Genomic DNA, 17,754 nt, shown 5'->3' with positions numbered 1-17,754 from the left:
GGCTCCCTAGTGGACATGCTGGACCGGTGAGGTTTCCCAGGCCCGACGCGCGGACGAAGGCGGTCGTCGCGGCGCTGGCGGCGGTCTCGCTGCTGGCGACGCTGGTCGTGCGCGGCCGTCAGGATCTCCTCGGAGTGGTCCTGGCGCTGCTCTGCGTCCTGATGGTGATGATCGCGGCGGTGTCGGTGGCGGCGGCGCGTGAGGAGGGCGGGCGGCGACCGGCGGTCACGCCGACCGTCCCGGGGCAGCCGGCGGGCGGCCTGTACGGCATCGACGCCGACACGCTGGAGACGCTGGACGGCCGGGAGGCGATCCGCGCGATGCGGGAGCGCCACCGGGGGCGCGGCTCAGCGACCGGTGAGGGTGGGTGACGCGAGCGCGTCCAGCCCGCGTCCGGCCAGGCAGCGGTACGTCCGGTCGGCGTCGACCGCCGGGGGCAGCACCTCCAGGTTCCAGCCGTCGGCGTGGCCCATCCCGCTGGTGAGCCGGAAGGTGGTCTCGTTGCAGACCCGGCGCACCGCCGGGGCCTCGCTGACCCGGGTGTGGTCCGCGCCGACCAGGGTGTCGGGGAGCCTGCCCTCGGCGTAGCTCTCCCAGGTGTGGTCGCCGTCGCAGGGCACCCGGGCCGCCCTGGCCCGCGCGCCGCGCACCTCCATCGGCCCGAAGCACTCCAGCTCGTCGGCGCAGCCCGCCCCGTCGGGCAACCCGGTGGCCGCGGCGCAGGCGGGCAGCACTCCGCTCGTCGCGGCCACGTCGGCCGTCGGGGACGGGACCGGGGTGGACGCCGGGCCGGCGAGCCAGGCGCCGGCGCTGGCCGAGGCGGCCAGCGCGACCATCCCGGCGCCGCCGAGGAACCAGCGCCGCCGGCGCCGCCGGTCGGAGGTGGGCACCGTCGGGTGCATGTCCTCCACCGGCGGCCGGGGCGCGGGGCGGGTCGTGCGGCCGGCGGCGTACGGACCGGAGGCGGCGGGACCGCCGCCCACCGGGGAGCCCGACGCCGGTGCGCCGCCGGCCGGGTCGAGCGGCAGGCCGACCAGCAGGTCACGCAGCTCGACGGCCGACGGGCGCTCCCCCGGGTCGTTGGACATGCCGACCCGGAGCACGTCGATCAGCTCGTCCGGCACACCGGGCAGGCCGGGAACCGGCTGGTGGAACATCTCCAGCACCGTCACCAGGCTGGGATTGCGCTCGGACTGCCAGCGCGGCGGGCGGCCGTGCATGACCGCGTAGAGGGTCGCGCAGAGGGCGTAGACGTCGACGGCGGGAGACGGCGGCGCGTGGTTGAACATCTCCGGCGGCGCGTACGCCGGGGTGAGCACCTCCAGGGCGACCGAGGCGTCACGCATCTCGGCCACCACGGCCAGCCCGAAGTCGGCCAGCACCGCCGAGTTGAAGTGCGAGTAGAGGATGTTCGCCGGCTTGACGTCGCGGTGCAGCACGCCGGCCGCGTGCGAGTGGGCGACCGCGTCGGCGATCTTGACGCCGAGGTCGCGGGCCTCGGCCGGCCCGAGCGGCGACGTCCGCATCCGCTCCGCGTACGAGCCGTCGCAGAGTTCCATGATCAGGTAGGGGTGCTGGTCGACCGTGACCCCGACGTCGAAGAGGTCCACCACGTGCGGGTGGGACGACATCCGCCCGGCGGCCCGCGCCTCGCGCAGGAACCGGGCCTGGTCCCGTTCGCTGTCCAGGGTGCGATTCTCCACTTTGACCGCGACCTCGCGCCCCACCGAGATCTGGGTCGCCTTGTAGATGGTCGCGTAGCCTCCCCGGGCGAAGACCCTCAAATCAGTCAGACCGGGCACGATGGGCAACGGCAGGGCGCCGGGCGGGGTCGCGGTCACAGTTCTAGAAAATACCCAACCGGACGGGCCGCTCAGTGCACCGCGTCGGGGGCCGGGGCGGCACCAGCGGAAAGACGGCTCCCACCCCCGCCGGCCGCCGGGCCCGCGCGCCGTGCGTCCCACCAGAGCCCGGCGGCGGTCGCCACCGCGCCGAGGCCCTCCCAGGCGGCCACTCCGAAGAACCGGCCGGGCGCGATTTCCGTCAGCACCGCGATGGCGAACACGGTGAACGTGACCAGCCGGAACACGACCGTGAAGCGGTAGAACGGGCGCCACTCGGTCGCGGTGGCGAGCAGGTAGTAGACCCCCATGTTGAACGAGGCCATCGAGGACGCCAGGAGGAAGGTGCCGGTGTGGTCGCCGACCGCGCGGGTCGCCGGCACCTCGAAGCCGAGCAGGCGCAGCAGCGTCTCGGGCCAGAGCAGCCCGACCACGCCCATGAGCAGGGCCAGCACGCCGAAGACCGCGATCGTCCATCCCGCGGCCGAACGCGGCAACCTCATCCCGGCCCCTCCCAGACCCGGCGCGGTCGACACTGGACCGCCCCTCCGGCCTGACACGCTATCGGCCACCCCCGACATGCCACATCACCGGAACCGCCAGACCTGCCCGGGCCAGGGCCCCGCCGAGCCGGCCAGGGGTCAGCCGGCGGCGAGGCGGGCGCGGAGGGCGTCGGCGGCGGCGCGCTCGCTGCGCTGCTCGGTCCCGTACGCCAGGCGCACCGCCTCCTCGGCGGCGGCCAGCGCCTCCACCGGCCGGCCGCACGCGGCCAGCGCCTCGGCGAGCACCATCGCGCCGACCACCTGGCTGCGCACGTCCTCCGCCGGGGCGGCGACCGCCCGCCGGGCCCAGTCCAGCGCCTGCTCGCGCTGGCCGTGGGCGAGCAGCGCGGCGGCGTACCGGGCCATCGTCTGGCGGCGGGAGAAGAGCAGCGAGGGCACGGTCGCGGCGACGGTGGCGACCGGGGCGAGCAGCCCGACCGCGGTGGCGGAGTCGCCCGCGGCCAGCCGGGCGGTGGCCAGCAGCACCCGGGGCGCCACCTGGGCGGGCGCCTGCGGGTTGTGCGGCTCGACGGCGGTCAACACCGAGCGGGCGGCGCGTTCGGCCGTGTCGTAGTCGCCCATGTCCAGCGCCACGAACCCCCGCAGCGTGCCGGCCATGCCGGTGAGCAGCGGGTGCGACGTCCGATGGGCGTACCGCAGCGCGTCGGTGAGCAGGTCGGCGGCGTGTTCCGGCTCGCCCAGCCCGCGCGCCACCACCCCCCGGACGACCAGCGCGAAGCCCTGCCCCCAGTCGTCGGAGGCGGCGGCGAACTCCCGGTACGCGCGGCGGGCACCCCGGTCCGCCTCGCCCAGCTCGCCCAGCTCGGCGGTGGCGTACGCCTCCACCGCCCGCAGCGTGCCCACCGCCCACGCCTCGCCGACCCGCTCGCCGAACGGCAGGAAGACCCGCGCCATCCGGCACGCCTCCCGCAGCCGGCCCGCCAGCAGCCGGGCGAACGCGGTGGTGCCCCGCAGCCACGCCTGCCCGTACGGGTCCTTCAGCTCGGCGAAGAGCCGGGCGGCCCGGCCGAGCACCGCGTCGGTCCCGGCGAAGTCGCCCCGGGTGGTGGTGACCCAGGCCAGGTTCTGCAACGACCACGCCTGCCCCCGGCGGTCCTGCGCCTGGAGGCTCACCTGGTACGAGGCGGCGAGCCGGCTGCTCGCCTGCCCCAGCCGCCCGGCGATGAAGTCGGCCATGCCGAGGCGGCGCATCGCCGAGGCGCGCAGGGTCGGCAGACCGCCGTCGGTGGCCACCTGCAACGCCTCCTGCCAGCAGGCCGCCGACCGCGCCTGGTCGCCCATGGTCTGGTGGGCCTGCCCGGCGAGCAGCAGCGCGCTGGCCCGGACGCCCGACTCGTCGCCGGCGTTGGCCGCGATCTTCTCGGCGGAGGCGAGCGCGTCGGCGGGCCGGCCGATCTGGAGCAGCGCCCGGGCGTGCACCACCCGGTCGGCCGCCGGCACCCCGTCGCGGGCCAGCTCGGCGGCGCGTTCGGCGTACTCCACGGCGAGCGCGGGCTCGCCCGCCTGCAGCGACCGGCGGGCGGCCCCGCCGAGCGCGGCGACGCCCAGCGGGACGACGGTCCGCGCCGGGGCGTCCGGCCGCAGCCCGACCGCGTCGGCCAGCGCGGCGGCCCGCTCCACGTGCTGGGCCACGAAGACGTCCCGGGCCGCCCCGGTGAAGCCGCCCGGCGCGCCCGCCCCGGCCGGCGGTTCGGTCGCGGCCCAGCGGGCCAGCGCCGCGTGCCGCTCGGCCAGCTCGGCCTTGCTCACCCCGGCGTACGCGGCCTCCCGCATCAGCGGGGTGGCGAAGGCGTACCCGGTGCGGGTGCGGTGCAGCATCCGGCGTTGCAGCAGCTCCTCGACGGCCCGCTCCAGCTCGACGGCGACCACCGCCGCCGGGCGGCCGTCCCGGCCGGCGCGCTGCTCGCGCAGCGCCTCCAGGGCCCCGCCCGGCACGGTGTCGCCGACCACGGCCGCGTCCCGCAGCACCGAGCGGGCGTCGACGGGCAGCGCGTCGATACGCGCGGCGAGCACCGCGGCCAGGTCGCGGGAGAGCAGGCGGCTGCCGAGCGAGCCGGGCGCCAGCCGCCAGGCCCCCGGGCTCGGGGCGTTCCGGTCGGCGACGGCGGTCAGTGCGCCCCGCTCCATCAGCAGGGTGACCAGCTCGGCCAGGTAGAACGGGTTGCCCTGGGCGGTGGCGAGCAGTCGGTCGGTGTCGGCCTGCGGCAGCTTCCCCCCACCGAGATAGCTGGTGAGCAGCCGGGCCGCGTCGGCGCCGCGCAGCGGCGGCAGCGCGTGCACCTCGGCCTCCGACATCCGGGTCAGCGCCCCGGCGGTGCGCACCAGCTCGGGTCGGCCGAGCAGCAGCACCAGCACCGGGCCGGTGAGCCGGGACAGGGCGACCCCGAGCGCTCCGATGGTCTCCGCGGTCGCGTCGTGCAGGTCGTCGACGACGACCACCAGGGGCGCCTCCGCGGCGAGGGCGCTGAGCAGGTCCGCGACCGCGTTCGGCACGGCGTCGGCGTCGGCGGGCTGCTGGGCGGTGGTCCACTCGCCCTGGTCGGCCGGGCCGCCGGGCAGTTCGGCGTAGCCGAGCAGGGCCAGCAACTGGTCGGTGGCGACCGGGGCCGGGTCGCCACCCGCGCGGCCGAGCCGCTGGTTGAGCCGGCGCAGCCGCTCCTCGACGGCCGGGCGGGTCAGCGCGGTGGCGGCGTCGTTGGGCAGGCCGACCGCCGCCCGGACCAGGTCGGCCAGGGGCGCGAGCCGGCGCCGCTCGCCGAACGCGGCGCAGCGCACCGACAGCACCCGGGCGCCGGTGTGCGCGGCGTACCGGCCGGCGCCCACGTCGTAGCCGGCGGCGAGGCGTTCCACCTCGGCGGCGAACCGGGACTTGCCGAGCCCGGCCTCGGCGGTCATCAGGAGCACCCGGGGCTCGCCGCGGTCGATCACCTCGGCCAGCCGGCCGGCGACCCTTCCGATCTCGGTCTCCCGGCCGACGAACGGGGCCTCGTCACCGAGGCCGGACCGGGTGCCCGGCGCGTCCAGGAGGCCGAGCAGCTCGTACGCCTCGACCGGCTCGCGCTTGCCCTTGAGGCGCAGCGGGCGCAGCGCGCGCCAGGAGGCGACGTGCCGGGTGGCGGCGGAGGTGCGGGCCCCGGCGTAGACCGCGCCGACGGCGGCGGCGTCGGCCAGCCGGGCGGCGGTGTTCACGGTGTCGCCGATGACCGTGTACTCGATCGCGGCCTGGATGCCGGCGATCACGTCGCCGGTGTTCAGGCCGACCCGCAGACCGAGCGGCGCGCCGCCGCCCCGCTCGTCGTCGAGCACCCGGCGGACCGCCCGCTGCATGGACAGCGCGGCGCGGACCGCCCGCTCGGCGTCGTCCTCGTGCGCCACCGGCGCGCCGAAGACCGCCATGATCCCGTCGCCGGTGAGCTTGTCGACGTGCCCGCCGAAGGTCTTGACCGCGCCGGCCAGGGCGGCGAGCACCCGGTCGGTGACCGCGCCGACCCGTTCCGGATCGAGGTCCTCGGACCAGGAGGTGAAGTCCGACAGGTCGCCGAAGAGCACGGTGACCACGCGGCGCTCGGTCGCCGGCAGCGTCGCGGCGGCCGGCAGGGCGGCCCCGCAGTTGTGGCAGAACCGGGCGCCGGGGACGGCTACGGTTCCGCACACCGGGCAGGTCACGCTTGCTCCAACCCCGCGGTGCCCGCGCCGGATTCCCGCCCGAGGTGTTCCAGTTGGGCCCGCACCGACCACTCGGCCGCCCACCACAGCGACCGGTCGACGTCCGCGTAGACCTTCGCGACCACCTCCGCGGCGGTGGTGGCCCCCTCGGCGACCGCCGCCCGGACCTGGTCGAGCCGGGCCCGGCGGTGGGCGAGGTAGAACTCCGCGGCGGCGGCGCAGTCGGCCAGTGCCGGGCCGTGCCCCGGCAGCGCCGGGATCCCCCGGTACGTCGAGAGCAGCTCCAGGCTGGCCAGGTAGTCCCCGAGGTGCCCGTCGGGGTGGGCGACCACGGTGGTGCCCCGGCCCAGGATGGTGTCGCCGGTGAGCACGACCCGCTCGTCGCCGTGCGCGACGACGAAGCAGACCGAGTCGCCGGTGTGGCCGGGGGTCGGCACGAGCCGGATGTCCAGGCCGGGGCCGCCGAGGCTGTCGCCGGGCGTGGTCAGCGGCTCCCCGCCGAGGGTGTGCGCCGGGTCGGCCGCGCGCACGGGCACCCCGTCGAGCAGGTCGCGCAGGCGGGGCGAGCCCTCGGTGTGGTCCGGGTGGCCGTGGGTGATCAGCACCAGCCCGATCGGCCCCCGCGCGACGATCGCGGCCAGGTGCTCCTCGTCGGCCGGGCCCGGATCGACGACGACGGCGTGCTCCTGGCCGGGGGCGCGTAGCAGCCAGGTGTTGGTGCCGTCGAGCGTCATCGGCCCCGGGTTCGGGGCACGCAGCAGCGTCACCCAACCCGGCAGCTGGTCGGCGAGCGCCGCTGCCGGCGCGGTGAAGTGCCCGGTCATGGCTGCGATCGTACGGCCCCCGCCGCCACTCCCCGCGATCTTGCAGTTTCCGCCTGGGATACGTCCCGCTTCACGGCTTTTGCCGGGCGGTCAGTGCAAGATCGCGGGGTGGGCGCGGGTCAGGCGACCTCGACGATGACCTCGACCTCGACGGGGGCGTCGAGGGGAAGCTCGGCGACGCCGACGGCGGCGCGGGCGTGGCGGCCGGCCTCACCGAAGACCGCGCCGAACAGGTCGGAGGCGCCGTTGATCACGCCGGGCACGGCGGTGAAGCCGGGGGCGGCGGCGACGAAGCCGGTCACCTTGACGACCTTGACGACCTTCTCCAGGCCGACCAGCGAGTCGATCGCGGCCAGCGCGTTGAGCGCGCACCGCTCGGCCAGGTCCTTCGCCTGCTCGGCGGAGACGCCGGCGCCGACCTTGCCGGTGGCGAGCAGCTTCCCCTCGACCATCGGCAGCTGCCCGGAGACGTAGACGTGCTGCCCGGACTGCACGGCCGGCACGTAGCTGGCCACGGGCGGGACCACCTCGGGCAGCGTGTGCCCGAGCTCGGCGAGCTTCGCGTGGGGACCGTTGGTCATGCCGCTCACGCCTTCGGCCGCTTGAGGTACGCGACGAGCTGCTCCGGGTTCGGGCCGGGAACCACGGAGACGAGTTCCCACCCGTCCTCACCCCAGTTGTCGAGGATCTGCTTGGTCGCGTGGACCAGCAGCGGGACCGTGGCGTATTCCCACTTCTGCATCGGTGGAGGGCTCCCTCGGATGGAGTACGACTCTTCGACGCACAGCCTACGGTCCGGCGGCCGGCCGGGGCGCGGGACGCTGCTCCGGGGCGGTGGGCACTTCCCCGCAGGGGCCACTGTGCTCGTACGGCTGCGGGCAGCGCGACCGGTCCGGCAGCAGCAGGTCGCAGAAGACCCGGTGCCGGTTGTTCTGGTCGTCCGCGGTGGACACGGTCGTCTCGCCCGCGTCCAGTTCCAGCAGGAAGCTCAGCGACGTGGCGACGGTGCCGGCCAGCGCGGTGGCCGCCGCCAGGTCGGCGACCCGGATCGGCAGGTGGATGACGTACCCGGGCTCCTCCTCGTCCCGGCCGCGCGCGCCGGGGCGGCCAGCCGTGCGCATCACCTCTCCGGGCTGGGCGAACCGCCGGTACGACCGCTCGTTGATCGGCAGGCCGCCGGCCACGCCCTCGGTCTCGCCGGCGGAACCGGCCCCGGTCCGCCACGCCCGGTCACCCGCCGGGAACTGTGCTCGGGGGATGTTGTCCACGTCGCGCATGCCTTGCCTCCGGACGTCGTACCTGGTCACGTCATCGCCTTGCGGGCCCGGGCCCCGGTGCCCGACCCTTCCCCCGCGCCGGTGAGAACGTAGGACCGGAGGAAGAGTCCCGCCAACAGGACGCGCACGCCCGGTCACGCCGAGTCACATATGCGACACAACCCTGGTCAGGGACGAGGCCCCACCTGCCGCCCCGCGAAACCGGCCGAGCGACCGCTACCCTTCCGGTCGGACGGGCGCTCGCCGGCTCGCCGCCAGCTCGATCACGCTCGTCGCCGGGGCAGGCGACGACGTCGCACCCCGGGGGGAAGAGATGACCCAACCACCCAGCGGCGGCCCCACCGGATCGCCGGCCGGCCAGCCGGACGTCCCGGCCGCTCCCGGCGCCGCCGTGCCGCCCGCGCCGGCAGCGGCCCCGGACCCGTCGGCCCCGCCGCCCCCGGCCGGCTACCCGCCGTACCAGCCGCCCGCGCCGGCAGCGGCCCCGGACCCGTCGATCCCGCCGCCCCCGGCCGGCTACCCGCCGTACCAGCCGCCCGCCGCACCGAAGAAGAAGCGCGGCGTGCTGATCGCCGCCATCGCCCTGGCGGTGATCCTGCTGCTCTGCGCCGGCGGCGGCGTCGTCACCTTCCTGACGCTGCGCAACGCCGAGAGCGGCGAGGGCGCCAAGGAGCCGACGGTCGCCGTGGACCAGTTCCTCACCGCCGTCTACAAGGACCGCGACGCGGGCAGGGCGGCCGCCCTGGTCTGCTCCTCGTCGCGGGACGAGGAGAAGATCGCCGCCAAGGTCGCCGAGGTCGAGAAGTACGTCGCGGCCCACCAGAACCCCCGGTTCCGGTGGAGCAGCCCGAAGGTGGACGACCAGACCGGCGACAGCGCCACGGTCACCACCAAGGTCACCATGACCACCGCCGACGAGAAGGTCGCCGACCAGGACCTGCGGTTCACCGTGGTGAAGAGGACGGGTTGGTGGGTCTGCGAGGTCGCCTGAGCCCGGCCGCTGGATAGGCTCGACGGGTGCGAGCAGCAGAGCGGCCGGCCGATCCGGCCGGCACCCAGTGGCCGGCCCGCCTCCACGTCGTGACCGGCAAGGGCGGCACCGGCAAGACCAGCGTCGCGGCCGCCCTGGCCCTGGCCCTGGCCGCGGGTGGGCGGCGCACGCTGCTGGTGGAGGTCGAGGGGCGGCAGGGCATCGCCCAGCTCTTCGGCACCGACCCGCTGCCCTACGAGGAGCGGCACCTGACCGACGCGCCGGCCGGCGGCGAGGTGCGGGCCCTGGCGGTGGACGCCGAGGAGGCCCTCCTCGAGTACCTGGACATGTTCTACAAGCTCGGCGCGGCAGGCCGGGCGCTGCGCAAGCTCGGGGCGATCGACTTCGCCACCACCATCGCCCCGGGCCTGCGGGACGTCCTGCTCACCGGCAAGGTGAAGGAGGCGACCACCCGCACGGTCGACCAGCGGCGCGCGTACGACGCGGTGGTGCTGGACGCCCCGCCGACCGGGCGGATCGGCCGCTTCCTGAACGTCACCGCCGAGACGGCCCGGCTGGCCAAGGTCGGCCCGATCAAGACCCAGAGCGAGGGGGTCGCGGCGCTGCTGCGTTCCCCGATCACCGCCGTGCACGTGGTGACCCTGCTGGAGGAGATGCCGGTCCAGGAGACGGTCGACGCGATCGCCGAGCTGACCTCGTTCGGCTTCCCGGTGGGGCGGGTGATCGTCAACGGCACCCGGCCGCCGCTGCCCGCGGGTCGCGCGGTGGGCCCGGCCGAGCTGGAGCGGGGGCTGCGCGCCGCCGGGCTGCCGGCGGACCGGGACACCGTCGCCGGGCTCGCCGTGGAGGCACGCGACCAGGCGATCCGCCGCGAGCTGGAGGATTCGCTGCGGGCCGACCTGGTGGAGCTGGGGCTGCCGCTGACCGAGCTGCCGCTGCTGCCCGACGGGGTGGACCGCATCGGGCTGGACCGGCTGGCCGAGGCCCTGCTCCGGGCGGATTGACTCACACCTGCCACCGGCACGGGCACGGCGACCGACCCGGCCCGATACGCTCGATTGGTGCCTTCCGAAGACGCGGCGCCGCAGCTGGATGTCGACCAGATCCTCGCCGATCCCGGCGTGCGGATCGTGGTCTGCTGCGGGGCGGGCGGGGTGGGGAAGACGACCACGGCCGCCGCGCTCGCGCTGCGGGCCGCGGAGCAGCACGGCCGGCGGACGGTGGTGCTCACCATCGACCCGGCCCGCCGGCTGGCCCAGTCGCTCGGGCTGACCGAACTGGACAACACCCCCCGCCAGGTCAAGGGGATCGACGTCGAGGCCAGCGGCGGCGAGCTGCACGCCATGATGCTGGACATGAAGCGCACCTTCGACGACGTGGTGCTCCAGCACACCGATCAGGCGAAGGCGGCGGAGATCTTCGCCAACCCCTTCTACCAGGCGATGAGTTCGACCTTCGCCGGCACCCAGGAATACATGGCGATGGAGAAGCTGGGCCAGTTGCACGCCCGGGGCGAGTGGGATCTGATCGTGGTGGACACCCCGCCGTCCCGCTCGGCGCTGGATTTCCTGGACGCCCCGGCCCGGCTGTCCCGCTTCCTCGACGGGCGGATGCTGCGGCTGCTGCTCGCCCCGGCGCGCACCGGCGGGCGGAGCATGTTCAGCCTGGTGACCGCCTCGTTCGGGATGTTCTCCAAGGTCGTGCAGAAGGTGCTCGGCGCCCAGTTGCTGACCGACCTCTCCGGCTTCGTCGCCGCGCTCGACTCGATGTTCGGCGGGTTCCGGCAGCGCGCCGAGCAGACGTACCGCATCCTCCAGGCGCGGGAGACGGCGTTCCTACTGGTCGCGGCGCCCGAGCCGGACGCGGTCCGGGAGGCCGCCTACTTCGCGGGCCGGCTGCGCGAGGAGCGGATGCCGCTGGCGGGCCTGGTGCTCAACCGGGTGCACCGGCCGGCCGTGCCCGGCCTCGGCGCGGCGGAGAGCATGGCCGCCGCGGAGCGCCTGGCCGACCTGGGTGGGCACGAAGGCACCGTCGACGTGCTGCGGGCCCACGCGGCCCTGGCCCAGCAGGCGGTACGCGAGCGGCAGGTGGCGGCCCGGTTCACGGAGGCGTTCCCGGCGGTGCCGGCGGTGTCCGTGACGGCGCAGCCCGCCGACGTGCACGACGTCGACGGGCTGCGGACGATCGGCGCGGCGATCAGCCGGCCGTGACGGCGTTCAGCCGGCGGCGGTGACGAGGATCTTGTCCTTGCCGGCCTTGTCCTTGGCGTTCTTCTTCATCGCGGCCTCGAACATCTTGCGCCAGCTCGTCACCTGGGGGTGACGGCGCAGCAGCGCGCGGCGTTCGCGCTCGGTCATGCCACCCCACACGCCGAACTCGATCCGGTTGTCCAGCGCGTCGGCCAGGCACTCGTACCGGACTGGGCAGCTCCGGCAGATCCGCTTGGCCACGTTCTGTTCGGCGCCCTGTACGAACAACGCGTCCGGGTCCCCGTTCTGACACGCCGCCAGCGACGGCCAGTCAGTGATCATGCCCATGTGTACTCGTCCCCCCTTGCAGTACCTACCGACCCCGTCGCGGACCAGCCGGCAATTCCCCCCGGTCGCCCGGCGCGCCTTCCCCAAGGCCGCACGGACGACATGTGGCTCGGTCGCCGCCCCCATCATGCTCTGTAGTCGCCTGATTACGCAACGTTGTCGGCTAAATCCATCATTCCGGACACTCCCGGCTTCCCGGGCTTCGCGACCGCCGGTTACCCCGCCGGAGTCCGTGAAAACGCTGCGGGCCCCCTCGGGAAGGAGGGAGACTCGACGCCGGATTCACGCAACCACGCACCGGGGGTCGTGCGTTTAGCACAACGAGGTCGGCGCGCGCAGGAAATGGGGAAAGAAGCCCCGGCGCCCCTCGTTCCCTACTCGCGTACCCTGTCGAGGTGACCTGGATGCGGAAACGTGACCACAATGTGCTGACCAACGCCGCATCGCTACTCATATGTGGCCTGCTGGCCGGCGTGGTGGTCGCGGCGGCGGCCTTCCCCGCGGTGGCGATGTCCGGCCTGGCCGCCAAGGCCGGCGCCGAGACCTTCGGCGCGTTGCCCAAGGAGCTGACCGTGGCCCGCGCGCCGCAGATCAGCTACCTGTACGCCGCCGACGGCAAGACCCCGCTGGCGACCATGTACGACGAGAACCGTCGGGACGTGAAGCTGGCCGACATCGCGCCCATCATGCAGAAGGCGATCATCGCCGCCGAGGACCACGACTTCTACAAGCACAACGGCGTGGACCTCAACGGCATCGCCCGGGCCTTCGTCAACAACCAGTCCGGCGCGTCCAGCCAGCAGGGCGCCTCGACGCTGACCATGCAGTACGTCCGCCTGGCCATCGCCTACTCGGCGACCCACCCGGCCGACGTGGTCGCGGCCACCGAGGACACCAGCGCCCGCAAGCTGCGCGAGATGCGCTACGCCATCCAGATCGACAAGGAGCTCTCCAAGGACGAGATCCTGGAGCGCTACCTGAACATCGCCGCCTTCGGCAACGGCGCGTACGGCATCTACGCCGCCAGCCAGGTCTACTTCAACAAGCCGCCGAGCAAGCTCAAGATCGAGGAAGCCGCCATGCTCGCCGGCATGGTGAAGGCGCCGAGCACCAACGACCCGACCACCAAGAGCGGCTACAAGGCGGCGGTCGAGCGGCGTGACTACGTCATCCAGAACATGGTCGAGATCGGCGCCATCACCCAGCAGGAGGCGGACGCGGCGAAGGCCGTCCAGCTCAAGGTCACCGGCAAGCGGGCGCCCAACGGCTGCGTCTCGACCAACGAGAAGGGCTGGGGCTTCTTCTGCGACTACTTCTACCGCTGGTGGATGCAGCAGGAGACCTTCGGCTCGACCTCGTACGACCGGGAGCGGCGGCTCAAGAGCGGCGGCTACACCGTCGTCACCACGCTCGACCCGCAGGCCCAGCGGGGCGCCGACAAGGCCGTCCGCAAGGCCAAGTCGGAGAAGAGCAAGGAAGCCGCCATGGTGGCGGTGGTCGAGCCCGGCACCGGCCGGGTCCGGGCGCTGGCGGTCAACCGCACCTTCAAGCTCGACGACCCGAAGAAGCCGGCGAACAAGCCGCACAGCGACCCGAAGCAGAAAAAGAAGGGCAAGCTCGGCAACTACCCGAACACGGTGAACCCGCTGCTCACCGGCGGCGACGGCATCACGGGCTACCAGGCCGGCTCGACCTTCAAGATCTTCACCATCGTGGCCGCGCTGGAGAAGGGCATCCCGCTCGGCTACACGATCAACGCTCCGCAGCAGTTCAAGTCGGAATACATCATCGACAGCAGCAGCCCGGCGGCGTGCCCCGGCACCCACTTCTACTGCCCGACCAACTCCGGCAAGAAGGCCGGCGGCGTGCAGAACATGTGGAGCGCCTTCGCGCAGTCGATCAACACGTACTTCGTACCGTTGCAGCAGCAGGTCGGCGCGGAGAACGTGGTCGACGTGGCCAAGCGGCTCGGCATCCAGTTCCGGCAGAGCGAGGACGCGAAGTTCGCCGGCACCAAGGACGCCGCGCACCAGTGGGGCGCCTTCACGCTCGGCGTCTCGCAGACCACTCCGCTGGAGCTGGCCAACGCCTACGCCACCCTCGCCGCGGACGGCAAGTACTGCGAGCCGATCCCGGTGCAGGAGATCAAGGACCCGGAGGGCAAGAAGCTCGACATCGCCAACCCGCGCTGCGAGAAGCGGGTCAGCACCGAGGTGGCCCGCGCCGCCGTGGACGCGGCCCGCTGCCCGGTCGGCGACAACTCCTCCACCAGCAGGTGCGGCGGCAGCCGTACGGCCGCCGAGGTCAAGGGCATCGTCGACGCGCCGGTGGCCGGCAAGTCCGGCACCACCGACTCGGAGAAGACCGCCTCGCTGGTCGCGATGACCAAGCAGTACGCGGTGGCCGGCATCATGGCCGACCCGGACTGGCCGCAGACCAACGTCAAGATGAAGCACAAGCAGCGCGACGGCATCAACCCGCCGGTCTACGAGACGCTGCGCGACGCCATGAAGGGCAAGAAGCGGATCAACTTCGAGCCCCCGGGCCAGAAGATTTCCGAGGGCGACCAGCGCCGGATCCCGGACGTGAAGTGCCTGGACGTGGAACAGGCGAAGTCCCGCATCGAGGCGGAGGGCTTCGACGCGGTCGTCTCCGACATCAAGGTCCCGTCGAGCTGCGCCCCGGGCAAGGCGGCGGGCACCAGCCCCGACGGCCGGACCATCAAGGGCGGCGTGGTGACCATCCAGATCAGCGCCGGCGGCGGCACCGCCCCGGGCAGCGGCACCAAGCCGACCAACCCGGGCCGTCCGCCGGGCCGCAACGGCGGCTGAGCCGCCCGGATCGACGGAAGCGGGCGGGCACCCCACGCGGGGGTGCCCGCCCGTTTCGCGTACGCGGTAAATTGTTCGTCGAACTGGATCAAAAGCACTCGGTGCACTTGGTGTCGTTACTCTTGACAGTCATGAATGGCCGCGAATTTCGGATCAAATGACGGCGAGAGCACAAGGAGGAGCATCCCTTGCGGGACACCCTCCTTACGTGCCTCTGAGACCCGCATGGCGGTAAACGACTAGACGACGGTGATCGGGTAGCCCGCTTCGTCGCAGTAACCGTCTAGGTACCACCTGAGTGCGTCACGCGTCTGCGGACCGTACACGCCGTCCGCCGTGATGCCCTCCGCCTGTTGCGCGGCGATCAGCGCCGACTTGGTTGCCGGGCCGAAGTCTTGGTCGAGGGCGATGTTCTTGCCGTAGCAGTACTTGAGGCTGCGCTGAAGCAGCAGGACAGCACTGCTGTTGGCCCCCTGCGCCATGCCACAACTGGTACTCGATGCCGTGCTGCCAGTGGAAGGCAGTGCCACCGGGCTCGAACTCCACAAGTTGTCGCTCGCCACCCGCACCGTCCGGCTACACGTCGCTTGGACGATGATGTCAGCCGACGCCGCCGACGGGGCGACGAACACTGCCCCCAGAGTGCCGACAACCACAAGGCCTGCGGCAAATCCCCGCTTCATTAATAAGCCCTTCCTCGATGCAATTAGGCAACGGGGAATTGAAGTGCTAGCCGACCTGGTTGCACCCCCGTTGCGCACTCGGCCAACAGGAAGACTTTCTCATGGAACTCAATGCAACGCAATAGACATCTAACGATACTCAGCGTCACGAAGAGGGCCGACGAAAACCGCCACCCACCAATCGCCAGCAGAATTCTCGCAGGTCGCCGATTACCGCTTCAGCCCCGCACCGTAACCCATCGTCACAAGCCGAGCTGCCGGCGTACCTCCGCGGCCACCCGGCCGCCCTCGGCCCGGCCGGCCACCGCGGCCTGGGCCGCCTTCATGGCCGGGCCCATCTGCGCCTTGCCGGTGAAGCCACCCGCGGCGAGCGCCCCCGCGACCAGCTCGGTCAGCTCGGCCTCGGAGAGCTGCTTCGGCAGGTAGCGCTCCAGCACCTCGCCCTCGGCGGTCTCCTTCGTGGCCTGCTCGGTGCGGCCGGCGTCGGCGAAGGCGGTCGCGGCCTCCCGGCGCTTCTTCGCCTCCTTGGTCAGCACCGCGAGCACCTCGTCGTCGGTGAGCTCGCGCTTGGCCTTGCCGGCGACCTCGGCGGTGCCGACGGCGGCGAGCGCCATCCGCAGGGTGGAGGTGGTCAGCTCGTCGCGCGCCTTGAGAGCGGCGCGCATGTCGGCGGTCAGACGGTCCTTCAGCGTGCTCATGGACGGTGAAACTACCCTGAACGCCATGCGAAAGCGCACACTATTCCGGCTTGCGACCGGGACCGTCGCGTTGGGCGCGGCGACCCTGGCGTACGCGTCGCTCGTCGAGCGCAACATGTTCACCCTGCGGCGGTACGACGTGCCGGTGCTGCCGGCCGACGCCGAGCCGCTGCGCGTCCTGCACCTGTCCGACCTGCACATGATGCCCGACCAGGGGCGCAAGCAGCGCTGGGTGGCGTCGCTGGCCGCGCTCGACCCCGACCTGGTCGTGGTCACCGGGGACAACATGGCGCACCCCGGCGCCGTGCCCGGCGTGCTGCGCGCCCTCCAGCCGCTCCTCGACTACCCGGGAGCATTCGTCTTCGGCTCCAACGACTACACCGGGCCGGTCTGGAAGAACCCGTTCACCTACTTCCTGCCCGACCGCGAGTACACCGAGGGCGCGGAGCTGCCGCACGAGGAGCTGCGCGACGTCCTCACCGGAGCCGGCTGGGCGAACCTGAACAACGCCCGCACCACCGTCAAGGCCGGCGGCCGGGCGGTCGAGCTGCTCGGGGTCGACGACCCGCACATCGAGCGGGACGACTACGACTCCGTCGCCGGGCCGGTGTCGCCCGCGGCCGACCTGTCGATCGCGCTGACCCACTCCCCCGAGCCGGCCGTGCTCGACCGGATGGCCGCCGACGGCTTCGGGCTGCTGCTCGCCGGGCACACCCACGGCGGCCAGGTCTGCGTGCCGGGCGTCGGGGCGCTGGTCACCAACTGCGGCCTGCCCCGCTCCATGGCGCGCGGCCTGCACCGCTGGCCCGGGTCCGACTCCTGGCTGCACGTCTCCGCCGGCCTCGGCACCCACCCGACCGCGCCGGTCCGGTTCGCCTGCCCGCCGGAGGCGAGCGTGCTCACCCTGATCCCCCGCTGACCCGTACGCCGGCAGGCCGGGCCGGCTCCCCGGCCTGCCGGGACAGTGCCGCCGATCGCGCTGTCGAGCTGCCCCGTCCATGGGACCGGGCGGGCCGCCCGGACCACCGGGGGTACCGAGTTTGACCACCGGAGCGGGTGGGCTACTATTTGTCGGCACGCCTCGGGGTGTGGCGCAGCTTGGTAGCGCGCTTCGTTCGGGACGAAGAGGTCGTCGGTTCGAATCCGGCCACCCCGACCAGAGGTCAGAGGGCATGTCCGCTCAGCGGACATGCCCTCTGGTGCATTCGGCGACAGTGCCCCGATCCGGCTCGGGCGATCGCGCCTCGGCGGCACTCGGGCGCGCTCAGTCCTGGCGTTCGGTGCGCGCGATCTCGGCGAACGCGGCGGTCAGGTAGCCGTCGAGCGGCCGGCCGGTCACGGCGAGCAGGTCGGCCACGAGCAACGGCGCGTGCCGCGCCACGGCCGGCGGGTCGGGCGGGGACTCGTCGCCATCCGGGTCGTAGACGCCGAGGGCGCCCGCCAGCAGGACGAGCACCACGTGCGGGTCGACGTCGGGCCGCCACGGCGCCGCGCCCCGTACGCAGCGTTCGAGCACCTGCCGGACGTCGTCGCCGTCCAGTCCGTCCGGGTGGCCCTCCTCCAGCAGCAGCCGGACCACCGCGCCGAGGACCAGGCCGGACCGTTCGGCCGCGGCGAGCCGGGCCACCGAGACGTCGTACGCATCGGGGTCGCGTTCGCGCGCGGCGGCGACCGCGGCGGCCGCGGCGGTGGCGATCTCGCGGGCCGGTGCGGGCAGGTGTCGCCAGGTCGTGGTCATCCCGGCCAGCATCGCAGACGGGCCCGACAGCGAGCCGGCCCCGGCACCACGGCGCGGGCCGGTCGGCGCGAACGTGTCCTTGGTCACCGGGCAGCGTCGGGCCGC

The 17,754-nt window shown here is 73.6% G+C and carries 17 protein-coding genes and 1 tRNA gene; 7 read left to right on the top strand and 11 right to left on the bottom strand.

Annotation, left to right across the window (positions count from 1 at the left end):
- Positions 1–26 precede the first annotated feature (26 nt).
- Positions 27–371: a hypothetical protein gene (locus tag ACZ6O2_RS15830; protein ID WP_350709495.1), complete on the top strand. Its 345-nt coding sequence runs from the start codon at positions 27–29 to the stop codon at positions 369–371.
- Here ACZ6O2_RS15830 and ACZ6O2_RS15825 read toward each other — a convergent pair.
- The 7 genes from ACZ6O2_RS15825 to ACZ6O2_RS15795 all read right to left on the bottom strand — a co-directional run bounded on the left by ACZ6O2_RS15825 (position 348) and on the right by ACZ6O2_RS15795 (position 8,171).
- Positions 348–1,841: a serine/threonine-protein kinase gene (locus ACZ6O2_RS15825; protein ID WP_350709497.1), complete on the bottom strand. Its 1,494-nt coding sequence runs from the start codon at positions 1,839–1,841 to the stop codon at positions 348–350. The genes ACZ6O2_RS15830 and ACZ6O2_RS15825 overlap by 24 nt on opposite strands.
- Before the next feature lie 32 nt (positions 1,842–1,873).
- Positions 1,874–2,344, bottom strand: coding sequence for a hypothetical protein (locus ACZ6O2_RS15820; RefSeq protein ID WP_466023321.1), 471 nt, complete (start codon positions 2,342–2,344; stop codon positions 1,874–1,876).
- 138 nt (positions 2,345–2,482) lie between these two features.
- Complete coding sequence (locus ACZ6O2_RS15815; protein ID WP_350709500.1) at positions 2,483–6,070, bottom strand: adenylate/guanylate cyclase domain-containing protein; 3,588 nt, start codon at positions 6,068–6,070, stop codon at positions 2,483–2,485.
- Complete coding sequence (locus ACZ6O2_RS15810; RefSeq protein WP_350709502.1) at positions 6,067–6,894, bottom strand: MBL fold metallo-hydrolase; 828 nt, start codon at positions 6,892–6,894, stop codon at positions 6,067–6,069. Before ACZ6O2_RS15810 ends, ACZ6O2_RS15815 begins: the two co-directional genes overlap by 4 nt.
- A gap of 119 nt (positions 6,895–7,013) precedes the next feature.
- On the bottom strand, positions 7,014–7,475 hold the full coding sequence (locus tag ACZ6O2_RS15805) for a RidA family protein (RefSeq protein WP_350709504.1): 462 nt from the start codon (positions 7,473–7,475) through the stop codon (positions 7,014–7,016).
- Positions 7,476–7,480: 5 nt separating this feature from the next.
- Positions 7,481–7,636, bottom strand: coding sequence for a DUF4177 domain-containing protein (locus ACZ6O2_RS15800; RefSeq protein WP_013736319.1), 156 nt, complete (start codon positions 7,634–7,636; stop codon positions 7,481–7,483).
- A 46-nt stretch (positions 7,637–7,682) separates the two neighbouring features.
- Positions 7,683–8,171, bottom strand: a complete 489-nt coding sequence (locus ACZ6O2_RS15795) for a hypothetical protein (protein ID WP_350709637.1) — start codon at positions 8,169–8,171, stop codon at positions 7,683–7,685.
- A 313-nt stretch (positions 8,172–8,484) separates the two neighbouring features.
- Here ACZ6O2_RS15795 and ACZ6O2_RS15790 point away from each other — a divergent pair, with 313 nt between their 5' ends.
- From ACZ6O2_RS15790 to bagB, 3 genes are read left to right on the top strand one after another with little or no spacing between them, the layout of a single operon-like run.
- Positions 8,485–9,162, top strand: a complete 678-nt coding sequence (locus ACZ6O2_RS15790) for an Rv0361 family membrane protein (RefSeq protein ID WP_466023320.1) — start codon at positions 8,485–8,487, stop codon at positions 9,160–9,162.
- 26 nt (positions 9,163–9,188) lie between these two features.
- Positions 9,189–10,166: an ATPase BagA gene (bagA, locus tag ACZ6O2_RS15785; RefSeq protein ID WP_466023319.1), complete on the top strand. Its 978-nt coding sequence runs from the start codon at positions 9,189–9,191 to the stop codon at positions 10,164–10,166.
- A 54-nt stretch (positions 10,167–10,220) separates the two neighbouring features.
- Positions 10,221–11,372, top strand: a complete 1,152-nt coding sequence (gene bagB, locus ACZ6O2_RS15780) for an ArsA family ATPase (protein ID WP_350709510.1) — start codon at positions 10,221–10,223, stop codon at positions 11,370–11,372.
- 6 nt (positions 11,373–11,378) lie between these two features.
- On the opposite strand, the gene ACZ6O2_RS15775 is transcribed toward bagB, so the two are convergent.
- On the bottom strand, positions 11,379–11,699 hold the full coding sequence (locus ACZ6O2_RS15775; protein WP_319460489.1) for a WhiB family transcriptional regulator: 321 nt from the start codon (positions 11,697–11,699) through the stop codon (positions 11,379–11,381).
- Between the two features lie 404 nt (positions 11,700–12,103).
- On the opposite strand from ACZ6O2_RS15775, the gene ACZ6O2_RS15770 reads away from it, so the two are divergent.
- Positions 12,104–14,530, top strand: coding sequence for a penicillin-binding protein (locus tag ACZ6O2_RS15770; protein ID WP_466023318.1), 2,427 nt, complete (start codon positions 12,104–12,106; stop codon positions 14,528–14,530).
- A gap of 239 nt (positions 14,531–14,769) precedes the next feature.
- Here the strand turns inward: ACZ6O2_RS15770 and ACZ6O2_RS15765 are convergent, their stop codons facing one another.
- Both ACZ6O2_RS15765 and ACZ6O2_RS15760 read right to left on the bottom strand, forming a co-directional pair.
- Positions 14,770–15,012: a peptidoglycan-binding domain-containing protein gene (locus ACZ6O2_RS15765; RefSeq protein ID WP_466023317.1), complete on the bottom strand. Its 243-nt coding sequence runs from the start codon at positions 15,010–15,012 to the stop codon at positions 14,770–14,772.
- Between the two features lie 443 nt (positions 15,013–15,455).
- On the bottom strand, positions 15,456–15,911 hold the full coding sequence (locus tag ACZ6O2_RS15760) for a GatB/YqeY domain-containing protein (RefSeq protein ID WP_357696069.1): 456 nt from the start codon (positions 15,909–15,911) through the stop codon (positions 15,456–15,458).
- Positions 15,912–15,936: 25 nt separating this feature from the next.
- Between ACZ6O2_RS15760 and ACZ6O2_RS15755 the strand changes: the two genes are divergently transcribed.
- Positions 15,937–16,830, top strand: a complete 894-nt coding sequence (locus ACZ6O2_RS15755) for a metallophosphoesterase (RefSeq protein WP_466023316.1) — start codon at positions 15,937–15,939, stop codon at positions 16,828–16,830.
- A gap of 163 nt (positions 16,831–16,993) precedes the next feature.
- Positions 16,994–17,070, top strand: a tRNA-Pro gene (locus tag ACZ6O2_RS15750).
- A gap of 105 nt (positions 17,071–17,175) precedes the next feature.
- Here the strand turns inward: ACZ6O2_RS15750 and ACZ6O2_RS15745 are convergent.
- A complete protein-coding gene (locus ACZ6O2_RS15745; RefSeq protein WP_350709516.1) occupies positions 17,176–17,649 on the bottom strand; it encodes a hypothetical protein in 474 nt (157 codons plus the stop codon).
- Positions 17,650–17,754: the final 105 nt, after the last annotated feature.

The organism is Micromonospora sp. NPDC048040, assembly GCF_055587185.1.
The sequence above is the reverse complement of the archived record's forward strand: the minus strand, read 5'-3'. Positions and strand labels throughout refer to the sequence as shown.